This window comes from Anaerotruncus sp., from assembly GCF_057433415.1.
On record NZ_DBMDHH010000067.1, the window covers coordinates 1 to 12,073 of the forward strand.

Annotated in this window: 12 protein-coding genes; 5 read left to right on the top strand and 7 right to left on the bottom strand. The window is 61.9% G+C overall.

Annotated features, from left to right (window positions below; genetic code table 11):
- The 6 genes from ACZO3G_RS13265 to ACZO3G_RS13290 form a co-directional block, all read right to left on the bottom strand.
- The coding region (locus ACZO3G_RS13265) for a nucleoside hydrolase (protein WP_486847328.1) at positions 1-291 on the bottom strand (291 nt) is incomplete at its 3' end.
- Positions 288-1,229, bottom strand: a complete 942-nt coding sequence (locus tag ACZO3G_RS13270) for a nucleoside hydrolase (protein WP_277138447.1) — start codon at positions 1,227-1,229, stop codon at positions 288-290. The genes ACZO3G_RS13270 and ACZO3G_RS13265, both read right to left, overlap by 4 nt.
- Before the next feature lie 63 nt (positions 1,230-1,292).
- Positions 1,293-2,261 (bottom strand): ABC transporter permease, encoded by a 969-nt coding sequence (locus ACZO3G_RS13275; RefSeq protein ID WP_121585792.1) that lies wholly within the window; start codon positions 2,259-2,261, stop codon positions 1,293-1,295.
- Positions 2,261-3,352, bottom strand: coding sequence for an ABC transporter permease (locus ACZO3G_RS13280; RefSeq protein ID WP_101551021.1), 1,092 nt, complete (start codon positions 3,350-3,352; stop codon positions 2,261-2,263). The genes ACZO3G_RS13275 and ACZO3G_RS13280 overlap by 1 nt, the downstream gene beginning before the upstream one ends.
- Positions 3,345-4,907 carry an ABC transporter ATP-binding protein gene (locus ACZO3G_RS13285; RefSeq protein WP_276871124.1) on the bottom strand — a complete coding sequence of 521 codons (1,563 nt, stop codon included), beginning with the start codon at positions 4,905-4,907 and terminating at the stop codon, positions 3,345-3,347. Before ACZO3G_RS13285 ends, ACZO3G_RS13280 begins: the two co-directional genes overlap by 8 nt.
- Positions 4,908-5,067: 160 nt before the next feature.
- Entirely contained in the window at positions 5,068-6,234 is a 1,167-nt protein-coding gene (locus ACZO3G_RS13290) for a BMP family ABC transporter substrate-binding protein (protein ID WP_486847330.1), read from the bottom strand.
- A gap of 925 nt (positions 6,235-7,159) precedes the next feature.
- Here ACZO3G_RS13290 and ACZO3G_RS13295 point away from each other — a divergent pair.
- The 4 genes from ACZO3G_RS13295 to ACZO3G_RS13310 are packed head-to-tail and all read left to right on the top strand — an operon-like array spanning position 7,160 to position 11,071.
- Positions 7,160-8,212 carry an ABC transporter ATP-binding protein gene (locus ACZO3G_RS13295; protein WP_276871122.1) on the top strand — a complete coding sequence of 351 codons (1,053 nt, stop codon included), beginning with the start codon at positions 7,160-7,162 and terminating at the stop codon, positions 8,210-8,212.
- Positions 8,209-9,021, top strand: coding sequence for an ABC transporter permease (locus ACZO3G_RS13300; protein WP_101551013.1), 813 nt, complete (start codon positions 8,209-8,211; stop codon positions 9,019-9,021). The genes ACZO3G_RS13295 and ACZO3G_RS13300 overlap by 4 nt, the downstream gene beginning before the upstream one ends.
- Entirely contained in the window at positions 9,018-9,830 is an 813-nt protein-coding gene (locus ACZO3G_RS13305; protein WP_101551011.1) for an ABC transporter permease, read from the top strand. The genes ACZO3G_RS13300 and ACZO3G_RS13305 overlap by 4 nt, the downstream gene beginning before the upstream one ends.
- Positions 9,830-11,071, top strand: coding sequence for an ABC transporter substrate-binding protein (locus ACZO3G_RS13310; protein WP_276871117.1), 1,242 nt, complete (start codon positions 9,830-9,832; stop codon positions 11,069-11,071). The genes ACZO3G_RS13305 and ACZO3G_RS13310 overlap by 1 nt, the downstream gene beginning before the upstream one ends.
- A 71-nt stretch (positions 11,072-11,142) precedes the next feature.
- Here ACZO3G_RS13310 and ACZO3G_RS13315 read toward each other — a convergent pair whose 3' ends face one another.
- Complete coding sequence (locus ACZO3G_RS13315; protein WP_101551007.1) at positions 11,143-11,343, bottom strand: hypothetical protein; 201 nt, start codon at positions 11,341-11,343, stop codon at positions 11,143-11,145.
- Positions 11,344-11,561: 218 nt separating this feature from the next.
- Here ACZO3G_RS13315 and ACZO3G_RS13320 point away from each other — a divergent pair.
- A partial coding sequence (locus ACZO3G_RS13320) for a Clp protease N-terminal domain-containing protein (protein ID WP_486847331.1) occupies positions 11,562-12,073 on the top strand: 512 nt, incomplete at its 3' end.

The following is a 12,073-nucleotide window of genomic DNA, read 5'->3' on the forward strand; positions in this document are numbered from 1 at the left end:
GGTTTTCGGCTCCGGCAGGGTGAACCCGTGCAGGCCGTCCGCCCCGTGAATCTCGGCGGCGGTGTGCAGCTCGCAGAACATCGGCTTTTCCGCGCCGCGGTAGACGGGCACCCGCGCGCCCGCCAGTTCGAGGATGCTCAGGGCGTTCGGCGCGGTGCGGTCGAGCGGGACGTTGCCGGCGACCGGCGTGAGCGCGCGCAGGTCGAATTCGGGCGCGCGCAGCGCCAGCAGGATGGCGATGGCGTCGTCGACGCCGGGGTCGCAGTCGATGATGATGGGCCGTCTGTTCATGCCGATACCTCCCCATAGGATTTCGCGGCCTCTGCCAGCAGGTCGACGAAGGCGGCGCGGTCGATGCCGAGGATGACGCGCGCGTTCGGCTTATGGTCGTGCAGGCGGTAGTAGTCGGCGACGGTCGCGCCGCGGCAGTAGTCGCCCTGCGTCTCCACCTCGACGTACAGCTCCTCGGTCGTGAGAATCTCGGGCGCGATCAGGGCGGCGACTGCCACCGCGTCGTGCACCGGCGCGCCGGGATAGCCCTTGGCGCGGTGGAAGCCGTAGAAGAAGTCGAGCCATTCGGCGACCACCGTCGCGACAGGGTTGCCGAGGGCGCGGATGCGCTCGAAATCCTCGGGGAAGACGAGCGCCTGCTCGGTGACGTCGAGCCCGGCCATGATGATCGGGATGCCCGAACGGAAGACGAGGTCGGCCGCCTCGGGGTCGACAAGGATGTTGAATTCCGCGGCGGGGGTCCAGTTGCCGTGGTGGAGGCCGCCGCCCATCAGGGAGATCTCCCTGATTTTGGATTTCAGCTCAGGGTGCGCCAGCAGCAGGGCCGCGACGTTGGTGAGCGGGCCGGTGGGCACCAGCGTGACCGGCTCCGCGCTTTCGGAGAGCACCTTGGCCATCAGCTCGACGGCGCTCATCTCCAGCGGCTCAAAGGCGGGCTCGGGCAGGTCGGGCCCGTCGAGCCCCGACTTGCCGTGCACGGTCGGCGCGACGATCGGCTCGGAGACGAGCGGCCCGGTGCGCCCGCGCGCCATCGGCGCGCGCAGCCCGATGAGGGTCATGATGCGCAGCGCGTTGTAGGTGGTCTTTTCGATCGTCTGGTTGCCGCAGACCGAGGTGACGGCGCGGATGTCCAGCAGGGGCGACGCGTTGGCGAGCATCCACGCAATCGCGTCGTCATGCCCGGGGTCGCCGTCGAGGATGATGGGGATTTTTTTCATGGCAGTCCCTCCTGTGCGGGAAAGGGGAGGGAGCGTCGCCCCTCCCCGGCCCGGATTTTTCAGTTACGCGCCCGCCTGCGCGGCGCCCGCTTTTTTGGCTTTGCTGTGGTGCCGGATCTTTTTCGCCTTGTTCATCGTGCTGGCCGCGTAGACCGCCAGGCCGACGATGGTGAAGACATAGGGGGTCATCTTGACCAGCTCGGCGGGGAAGCCGAGGCTCTGCAGGTTGTTGGCCAGCGCGTCGGCGAAGCCGAAGAGCAGGGAGGTCAGGAAGGTGCCGAGCGGCTCGCCGCGCCCCATCGCCTCGGCCGCCAGCGCGATGAAGCCGCGCCCGGCTGTCATATTGGTGTTGAAGCTCGACATGTAGCCCATCGACATGAACGCGCCGCCCAGCCCCGCGAGCACGCCGGAGATGCCCAGCGCGATGAAGCTGATGCGGTTGACGCTGACGCCGACCGAATCGGCCGCGTTGGGGTTTTCGCCGACCGAGCGGATCTGAAGCCCGAGGGGGGTCTTGTAGAGCAGCACCCACACGAGGAAGACGCAGAGCAGCGCCACGTAGGTCAGGACGTTGTGCCCCGAAAGGATCTGCCCGAGCACGGGGATGTCCTTGAGGAGCGGGATGTCGATTGACGGCATGACCTTGCTGGCGAGATTGGCGGAGTAGCCGCGGTCGCCGCTGGCGAGGTACATGAAGAGGATGGTGCCGCCGCTGCCGAGCATGTTGACGGCGATACCGGCGAGGATGATGTCGGTCTTGAGAATGAGGGCGAAGAAGCCGATCATCAACGCGACGAGCATGCCGATGACCATTGCGCACAGCAGGCCGACGCCGGCGCTCTGGGTCCAGGCGGAGAAGATGACGCCGGTGAGGGCGGAGATCATCATGATGCCCTCGAGGCCGATGTTGGTGACGCCCGCGCGGTCGGCCACGACGGCGGCCAGCGCGGCGAAGAGGATCGGGGTGGTGATGCGCAGGATGGAAAAGGCGAAGGGGATGGAGAAGATAATGCCCAGAATGTTTTCCAGCATCAGGCTTCCACTCCTTTCGCTTCCTTCTCGGCGGCTTTCCCGGCGATCTCGTCCTTGGCGTCCCTGACCACCAGCTTGTGGCGGTATTTGGAGAGGAACTGCTCCGCCGCGAAGAAGAGGAAGATGACCGCCTGGATGATGCTGAGCATCTCGGCGGGCACGTCGGTGTTGAGCTGCATCAAATCACAGCCGCGCCGCAGGTAGGCCATGAAGAAGGCGGCCAGCGGGATGAAGATGGGGTTGTTTTTGGCAAGGATGGCGATCGTGATGCCGTCCCAGCCGTAGCCGGGAAGCTGGCGCCATTTGAAGCGGTCGTAGTAGCCGAGGATTTCAACCGCGCCGCCCATGCCGGCGAGCATGCCGCCGACGACCTGGCACATGACGACCGTGGCGGCCACCTTCATGCCGGAGTACTTGGAAAAGCTCTGGTTGATGCCGATCATGCGGATGGCGTAGCCCCAGCGGGTGCGGTACATGAAGATCGAGACGAGCACGGTGGCCACAAGCGCGATCACGATGCCCCAGCTCAGATTGGTCTTGGGGACGAGGGTGGGGATGATCGCGGTGTCGAGGAACTTGTGGGACATCGTGGCGCCCTGGGTGCGGTCGGCGAGGTGGTAGCTGAGGATGTAGACGCCCAGCTGCAAAAGGATGTAGTTGAGCATCAGGGAGGAGACCATCTCGCTCGCGCCGAGCTTTGTTTTGAGCAGGGCGGGGATGAGCATGGTCAGCCCGCAGACGAGCATCGCGGCCGCGATGCAGGCGGCGGCGTGCAGCACGGGCGGCAGACGCAGGTAGATGGCGCAGGCGCCCGCGACCAGCCCGCCGAAGAAGACGGCGCCCTCGCCCGCGAGGTTGAACTGGTTGGCGTTGAACATGACGCAGGTGGCAAGTCCGGTGAAGATGATCGGGATCATGCGCTCGAGGATGATCCAGATGTAGCGCATCCGCGTGAAGGGCGCGACGATGAGGTTGTAGAGCGCCTGGAAGGGCACGTCGCTGATGATGAAGATGAACACCATCGCCACCGCGAGCGCCACGAGGATGGCCGCCGCCCCGCGGATGATCTCAAATTTGAGGCTTTTACGCATGGATAACCCTCCTTATCTCCTCGGGGGACTGGCGCTTGAGGCCGAGCATGTATTCGCCCATCTCAAGGTCGGTCAGGGTGGAGGTGTCCTCAAAGTACGCGACGATCTCGCCGCCGTAAAAGACGATCAGGCTGTCGGAGAGCTCGATGATCTCGTTTAAGTCGGCGGAGACGAGCAGCACGGCGGCCCCCTCCCGGCTGAGCTCGACGAGCTTGCGCCGGATGAACTCGGTCGCGCCGACGTCGATGCCGCGGGTGGGCTGGTCGGCGATGATCAGCTTGGGCGCGCAGGAGAATTCGCGCGCCACGACGACCTTCTGGATGTTGCCGCCCGAGAGCATCTTGACCTGCTGGCCGCCCGACCGGCAGAGGATCTGGTAGTCCTCGATCAGCCGGTCGCTCTCCTCGTGGATGGCGTCCATCTTGAAGAGCGGCCCCTTGTTGAACCGCGGCTTCTGGAAGCGGTCGGCGATGAGGTTTTCCTCGATCGTGCCGGCGGCGGCCACGCCGTAGAGCATCCGGTCCTCGGGAATGTGGGAGACGCCCAGCCCCCGTATGTAGCCCTGGCCCTTCCCGGCGACCGGGCGGCCCTCGACCTCGATCGCGCCGGAATCTGGCTGATTCATGTCGAAGAGCATCTCCACCAGCTCCCGCTGGCCGTTGCCCTCGACGCCCGCGATGCCGAGAATCTCCCCTTTGCGCACGCTGAAGGAGACGCCGCCTAACATCTGCTTGCCGTACTCGTTCTGGTAGTGCACGTCGGTGACGGAAAGCACCGTGTCGGTGGGGGAGGGCGGCTCCTTTTCGACCTTGAGCACCACGTCGCGCCCCACCATGAGGCGGGAGATATCCTGCTCGGACACGTCGGCGGTGTCGAAGACGCCCATCGACTTGCCCGCGCGCATGATGGTGAGCCGGTCGGTGATCTGCTTGATCTCCTTGAGCTTGTGGGAGATGAAGATGATCGTGTGGCCCTGCTCTTTAAAATGAATGAGCTCGCGGAAGAGCTCGGTCGTTTCCTGTGTTGTCAGAACGGCGGTGGGCTCGTCGAGGATGAGGATCTGCGCGCCCCGCACGAGCGCCTTGAGGATTTCCACCTTCTGTTTCATGCCGACCGGAATGTCCATGACCTTGGCATGGGGGTCGACCTGGAGGTTGTACCGTTCGGCGTACTCCTCGGTGAGGGAGACCGCCTTTGCATAGTCGAGGAACATGCCGCGCTTGCGGGGCTCCATGCCCAGCACGATGTTTTCCGCCACGGTGAGGGAGGGGACCAGCATGAAGTGCTGGTGCACCATGCCGATTCCCTTCGCGATGGCGGCGTTCGGCGAGGAGAGCACGACCTTCTCGCCGTTGATCACGATTTCCCCCTCCTCGGGCTGCTCGAGACCGAAGAGGATTTTCATCAGCGTGGATTTGCCCGCGCCGTTTTCGCCCATCAGCGCGTGGATTTCCCCCTTGCGGACCGAAAAGTCCACGCTCTGGTTTGCCGCAATACCGTTTGGATAGACCTTTGTGATGCCCTTCATCCGGACAACTTCGCTTCGATCCTCCATAGTAGGATACCTGCCTCCCCTCTATACAGTCGGACGCGCCGCGGCGTCCGGGAACCTGGGACGTGGTGGGTGGACGGACGGATTCCTGCCGGAAATTACTGCAAAGGGGGAGCGGAAGCTCCCCCTTTGCAGATTTCATCCGCGCAAAGCGGACAACGGTTTATTTACGGACGGGCGCCCTCGCGGATGGCCTCGACGTCGGCGGCGTTGTCGCCGAACGCGGTGTCGACCACGATCTCGCCGGAGGTGATCTTGGTGGTGGCGTCCTCGACGGCCTTCTTGATGTCGTCGGGCAGGGTCTGGAAGTTGCCGCCGGTGGCCAGACTGACGCCCCCTCGGAGATGCCGAGGTTCAGGGTCTCGCCATAGTGGGTGTTGCCGGCGAGCTGCTCATTGATGACCCAGATGATGGAATCGCCGATGTTCTTGAGCCCGGAGAAGAGGGTGACCGCGGCAAGCTCGGGCTGCGCGATCGAGAAGGTGGCCTCCTGGTCGGAGTCGACGCCGATGAACCAGGCCTTCAGCTCGTTGGCCGCCTCGGCGGCGCCGTTTCCGGCTCCGCCCGCGACGCCCCAGACGATGTCGCACTTGTTCTGGCCGATCATGACGTTGGCCAGCTCCTTGGCGGCGCCGGTGTCATAGAAGTTGCCGACATACTGGGTGTCGATCTTGACGTCCGGGTCGGCGGCCTGCGCGCCCTGGATATAGCCGACGAGGAAGTCGTTGATAACCGGGCCGTTCTCGCCGCCGACAAAGCCGATGACCTTCTCGGGATTCATGTTCGGCAGGTCGGAGGAGGTGGCCAGCGCGGCCGCGGTGCCGACGAGGTACCCCATGTCGTTCTGCTTGTAGTTGACGCAGACGACGTTGGGCAGATCGACGGCGGAGTCATAGATCAGGTATTTCTGGTCGGGGTAGTTGGTCGCGACCTGGGTCAGGTAGTCGGGCATCTGATAGGTGCCGCAGACGATCAGGTCGTAGGAGCCGTCGGCGGAGAGCTCCTCGAGGGTGGAGAGCCATTTGGGCTGGTCGGCGTCGGTCGGGCCGAGCTCAAAGGTCTTGTACTCGATGATTCCGTCCGCCGCGAGCTGGGAGAGGCCGGCCTCGCAGGAGTCGAAGAAGGATTTGTCGCCGAGGTTGCCGTTGACGACGTTGGCGACCTTCAGCTTTTCACCGGCGGGCGCCGGGGTTTCAGCGGGAGCGGTGCTGCCGTCCGCGGGGGTCTCCGCAGGGGCGGCCGGTGCAGCGGGCTCGGGGGAACCGCCGCAGCCTGCAAACATCATTAGAACCAGAGCCAGCGCGAGGAATAGGGAAAAATACTTTTTCATTTTTTTCTTCCTTTCTCATTCTGGATAAATCGTTTGGGTCCATGCAGAAAAATGTTTGCCGGGTCAATTTATATTTTACCCTTATTTTCTTCACATGTCAACAAAACCCAATCGGCAAGGGGGGATAATTTTAGGAAAAGTGGTGAAATCTTTGTGAAAGATGTTAATAAATTTTGAATAGATGCGGCCGAAAACTGAATAATTTAACGTATGGTACGACTTATACCCATCTGATCAGAGCGGCGCGAAGCCCGCTTGGAAAAGTCCTTTGCAGAGCCGTCCCGGGCCCGCTTCGTGCAGGAAATCCTGCATAAAATCGCGGGAAAAATGAATAAATATTTTTTTGCTGCATTTTGCCGACAGCGGAGGATTTCAGACGTTCGCATTTGTTGTGTTTCTACAAAGGACATTGTATTTCAGAGGGAGGCTTTGTGGAGCGGCCGTGGAGCGGCATCCCCGGATTTCGCGGGGGAGGACGGAACGGGATTTTCCGTCCTCGGCTCCCTCCCGCGGGCACGGGGGAGGGGCGGGGGAGGGACGGCGGAAAAACCGGAGCATATCACAGCATGGCGGAGGATTTTGCAGGGATTTCGAGGCATTCCAAAATTTTTTTGGGGTTTCGCGGAAATTTCCCGATAAAAACGTAAAAATCGCGAAAAATAATGGACTTTTATATTGACATTTTTTCTGCGTATGCTATATTGGGAATTGCAGTTTTTGCATCTGCAAAAAATCGATGATCAACTGCCGCCTAATAACGGGCGGCGCCGGGGTAAACGGCGCCGCTGCGATTAGTGTTTCCGCGGAACGGGCGCACGGGAAAGGGGATGCGCCGCCGGGGAAACGAATTCCTTTTGCGGGTAAGCGGTAAGAAGTCATCGGGGGCCGTAAAGACGGCCTAAATTCCGCAAAGGGGGATGCATAAATGAAAGAAAGCACCATTGTCAGCCTGAGAGACATCTCCGTCGATTTTGATGGCGACCCCATCCTCGTCGGACTGGATCTCGACATCCGCGACAAAGAATTCGTTACCCTGCTTGGGCCGTCCGGCTGTGGCAAGACCACGACGCTCCGGACGATTGGCGGTTTCGTCACACCCAAGTCCGGTGACGTTTTTTTTGATGGCGTGAGAATCAACGACCTGCCGCCCTACAAGCGCCAGGTCAACACCGTCTTCCAGCGGTACGCGCTCTTTCCGCACCTCAACGTGTTCGAGAACGTGGAGTTCGGCCTCAAGCTCAAAAAGCTGCCGGAAAACGAGCGCAAGACCCGCGTGTGGGAGATGCTCGACCTGGTGAACCTCACCGGCTACGACCGCCGCAACATCGACCAGCTGTCGGGCGGCCAGCAGCAGCGCGTGGCGATCGCGCGCGCGCTCGTCAACCATCCGCGCGTCCTGCTCCTCGACGAGCCGCTCGGCGCGCTCGACCTCAAGCTGCGCAAGGAGATGCAGATCGAGCTCAAGCGGATGCAGCAGGCGCTGGAGATCACCTTTATCTATGTCACGCACGACCAGGAGGAGGCCCTCACGATGTCGGACACCGTCGTCGTCATGAAGGACGGCGACATCCTTCAGGTGGGCACCCCCCAGGATATCTATAACGAGCCGAAGAACGCCTTTGTCGCGGATTTCATCGGGGAAAGCAACATCATCGACGGCGTCATGCACGCCGACTGCCTCGTGGAGTTCGCGGGCCAGAAGTTTAAATGTGTCGACACCGGCTTCGGCCGGCTCGAGCGGGTCGACGTGGTCATCCGCCCGGAGGACATCAAGGTGGTCTCCCCGGAGCGCGCGCCGATCACCGGCGTCGTGGAATCGGTCATCTTCAAGGGGGTGCACTTTGAGATGATCGTCGACGCGCACGGCTACAAGTGGATGATCCACTCCACCCGCAGCGAGCAGCCGGGCACCTTCATCGGAATGGAGGTCGACCCCTTCGATATCCACATCATGCACAAGATGGAGGTGGAGGGATGAAATCGAAGGCGGCCGCGTTCCCATACCTCGTCTGGATGCTGATCTTCATCCTCGTGCCGCTCGGGCTGGTGGCCTACTACGCGGTGACCACTCCCGACGGGACCTTTACGATCGACTACATCTCCCAGGTGGGCGAATACACGCCGGTGCTTGTCCGCTCGGTGTGGCTGGCCTTCCTCGCCACGGTGATCTGCCTGGTCATCGCCTATCCGCTCGCCTTCATCATCTCCCGGCACAGCGGCGCGGGCCAGCGCACGATGGTCATGCTCATCATGCTGCCCATGTGGATGAACTTTCTGCTGCGCACCTACGCGTGGATGACCATCCTCGAGAAGAACGGCCTCATCAACCGCTTTTTCGCGCATTTCGGCCTCGGCCCCTTCGAGATGATCAACACGCAGGGGGCGGTCGTGCTCGGCATGATCTACAACTACCTGCCCTTCATGATCCTGCCCCTCTATTCGATCATGACCAAGATCCCCAACAGCGTGATCGAGGCCGCACAGGACCTCGGCGCGAACGCGCGCAAGGTCCTCACGAAGGTGCTCATCCCGATGACCGTCCCGGGCATCTCGACCGGCGTCATCATGGTGTTCGTCCCGTCGGTGTCCACCTTCATCATCTCGCGGATGCTCGGCGGCGGCGGAAACCTGCTGATCGGCGATTTGATTGATTTGCAGTTCCTCGGGAACGCCTACAACCCGAACCTCGGCGCGGCGATCTCCCTCGTGCTGATGGTGCTGATCCTGCTCGCCATGAGCATCACCAACCAGTTCGGAGACGATGAGAAGGGGGATCTGCTCAAATGAAATGGCTGAAAAAATCCTACGTGGCCATCGTCATGGCGTTCCTTTACGCGCCGATCCTGGTGCTCATCGTCTTCTCCTTCAACCAGTCCAAATCCCGCGGCGCGTGGACCGGCTTCACCTTCGGCTGGTATGAGAAGCTCTTCCACAACCAGATGATCATCCAGTCGCTCATGAACACCCTGCTCGTGGCGGTGATCTCGTCGGTCGTGGCCACCGTGCTCGGCACGCTGGCCGCCATCGGCATCCGCAACATGAAAAAGATGTCCCGCACCCTTGTCATGAACGTCACCTACCTGCCGATCATCAACCCGGAGATCGTCACGGGCGTCTCGCTCATGCTGCTCTTCGTCTTTGTCAAGTCGGCGGGCATCCGGCTCGACTTCGGCTTTACGACGGTCATCCTGGCGCACATCACCTTCAACGTCCCCTACGTCATCCTCAACGTCATGCCCAAGCTCCGCCAGATGGACATCTCCGTCTTCGAGGCGGCGCAGGACCTCGGGTGCAGTCCCTCGCAGGCCTTCTTCAAGGTGGTCATCCCCGAGATCATGCCGGGCATCGTCGCGGGCTTTCTGATGTCGTTCACCTATTCGCTCGACGACTTCATCATCAGCTATTTCGTCACCGGGCCGACCTCCCAGACGCTGCCGATCACGATCTATTCGATGACCCGGCGCAAGGTCAGCCCGGAGATCAACGCCCTCAGTACCATCATCTTCGTGGTGGTGCTCACCGTGCTGTTGCTCGTCAACGTGGGCGACGCGCGCCGGGAGCGGGAGCTCCGGATGAAAGCGAGGGATCGGGTATGATGAAAAAACGGTTCCTGTCCCTCGCGCTCGCCGCGGCGCTGCTGCTGGCGCTCCCCTTGCCCGCCCTCGCGGAGGTGGAGGTCTCCGACCCCGCCTACTATGAGCGGTTTCGGGGCAAAAACGTGTCGATCAACGTCCACAACTGGGGCGAGTATATCTCCGACGGCTCGGACGAGGGGATGGACGTCATCTCCGAATTTGAGGCGCTCACCGGCATCAAGGTGAACTACACCACCTTCGCGACCAACGAGGAGCTCTACGCCCGCCTCAAGAGCGGCGGAGCCAACTACGACGTGGTCATCCCCTCCGACTATGCGATCGCGCGGATGATCCACGAGGGGATGCTCGAGGAGCTCGACTTCGACAACATCCCCAACCTCAAAAACATCTCCGAGAGCTTCCTGGACCCGATCTACGACCCGGGCGGGAAATACTCCGTCCCCTACACCTGGGGGACCGTCGGCGTGATCTACAATACCCAGATGGTCGACGAGGAGGATCTGGGGAGCTGGGATCTGCTGTGGAACGAGAAGTACCTCGGCGAAATCCTGATGTTCTCCAACCCGCGCGACGCGTTCGCGATTGCGCTGAAAAGGCTCGGTTACTCGATGAATCCGACGAGGGAGGAGGAGCTGCGCGACGCGACCGATTCCCTCAAGGACCAGAAGCTGCTGGTGCAGGCGTACGTCATGGACGAGATCTTCGACAAGATGCTCGGCGGCGAGGCGGCCATCGCGCCCTACTACGCGGGCGACGCGATCACGATGATGGCGGATAACCCCGACCTCTCCTATTTTGTGCCGGAGGAGGGGACCAACCGCTTCGTCGACGCGGCGGTCATTCCGGTGGGCGCGAAGAACAAGGAAGCCGCAGAGATGTTCATCAACTTCCTGCTCGAACCGGAGGTGGGCGCGGCCAACGCCGAATACATCGGCTATTCCTCACCCAACGACGCGGCGCTCGAGCTGATGGACCCCGAGGTCACCGGGGACCCGATCGCCTATCCGCCCGACGAGGTGATCGAAAAGACCGAGTTCTTCATCGAGCTTTCGCCCGAGATGAGCCTCGCGATGGATAAGATGTGGACCGAGGTGCTCTCGTCCGACGAGGCCTACAGCAAGTGGCTCATCCCGATCATGATGCTCGTGGCCGTCGCGGCGTCGGTCTCCATCAACCTGCTGCGCTCCTGGCGCAAGCGGCGCGACCGGGAGTATGCGGACCGCCCGGTGAAAAAGGGCTGATCAAACCGAATAACGGAAAAAGAGCGGGAGGCGCAGCGCGCCTCCCGCTCTTTTTTGGATCTTACCGCCGATTAGCAGCCACAGCCGCATCCGCAGCCGTTGTTGTAGTTGGCGCCGCAGTTGTCGCAGCCGCAGTTGTTGTCGCAGCCACAGCCGCATCCGCCGTTGTTGCCAAAGCCGAAGCCGCTGTTGCCGCCCCAACCCCAACCGAAGATGATGATAATCAGGATAATGATCCAGAAGTAGTTGCCGCCAAAGTTGTTACATCCCATGAAAGGTGACCTCCTATTAGTGATTTCATCCCATACTATGTCGCTCCCTTCCCTTCGGTTACAGCGGGCGCGTTTTCCGCTTTCGGCGGCGCATATCGGCGGGGGCTTCTGACAATATTATGAATGGTTCCCGCATAAGATATTACGGCGCCCTGCGGGCCGCCGGCCGGAGGGAAACGCCGTTCGGGGGCGGGGAAACGAACTTCTGAGGTGATCTTTTGTTCAAATTCAACGGCTTTACGCCGAAGGCCAATACGGCGATCAACTGCGCAATCGAGGAGGCGTCAGTGCTCGGGCACACCTATATCGGCAGCGAGCACCTGCTGCTCGGCCTGCTCGCCGAAGGCAGCGGAGTGGCCTTCACCGTGCTGGGAAAATGCGACGTCACGGCGGAAAAGGTGCGCGAACTGCTCATCAAGACGGTGGGCAAGGGCATCCGCTCGGTGCTCACCCCGTCGGACATCACGCCGCGCTGCAAGCGCATCCTCGAGATGTCCCTCATGCAGACCCGGATGAGCGGCGTGCCGCTCGCGGGCACCGAGCACATCCTCATGAACCTGCTCAAGGAGAACGACAGCTACGGCGTGCGCTTTTTAAAGCAGCTTTCGGTCGAACCGGACGCGGTCGTCAAGCAGATCGGCGACTTTGCCCAGACGACGGGCGCGGACCTGCTGGGCGTACGGCGCGCCGCGCCGCCGCGGCCCAAGCCCGCGGTGCGCACTCCGCTCGT

Coding starts and splice junctions, on each gene's coding strand:
- ACZO3G_RS13270 (WP_277138447.1), bottom strand. CDS start 1,229: ATGAAAAAAATCCCCATCATCCTCGACGGCGACCCCGGGCATGACGAC.
- ACZO3G_RS13275 (WP_121585792.1), bottom strand. CDS start 2,261: ATGCTGGAAAACATTCTGGGCATTATCTTCTCCATCCCCTTCGCCTTT.
- ACZO3G_RS13280 (WP_101551021.1), bottom strand. CDS start 3,352: ATGCGTAAAAGCCTCAAATTTGAGATCATCCGCGGGGCGGCGGCCATC.
- ACZO3G_RS13285 (WP_276871124.1), bottom strand. CDS start 4,907: ATGGAGGATCGAAGCGAAGTTGTCCGGATGAAGGGCATCACAAAGGTC.
- ACZO3G_RS13290 (WP_486847330.1), bottom strand. CDS start 6,234: ATGAAAAAGTATTTTTCCCTATTCCTCGCGCTGGCTCTGGTTCTAATG.
- ACZO3G_RS13295 (WP_276871122.1), top strand. CDS start 7,160: ATGAAAGAAAGCACCATTGTCAGCCTGAGAGACATCTCCGTCGATTTT.
- ACZO3G_RS13300 (WP_101551013.1), top strand. CDS start 8,209: ATGAAATCGAAGGCGGCCGCGTTCCCATACCTCGTCTGGATGCTGATC.
- ACZO3G_RS13305 (WP_101551011.1), top strand. CDS start 9,018: ATGAAATGGCTGAAAAAATCCTACGTGGCCATCGTCATGGCGTTCCTT.
- ACZO3G_RS13310 (WP_276871117.1), top strand. CDS start 9,830: ATGAAAAAACGGTTCCTGTCCCTCGCGCTCGCCGCGGCGCTGCTGCTG.
- ACZO3G_RS13315 (WP_101551007.1), bottom strand. CDS start 11,343: ATGGGATGTAACAACTTTGGCGGCAACTACTTCTGGATCATTATCCTG.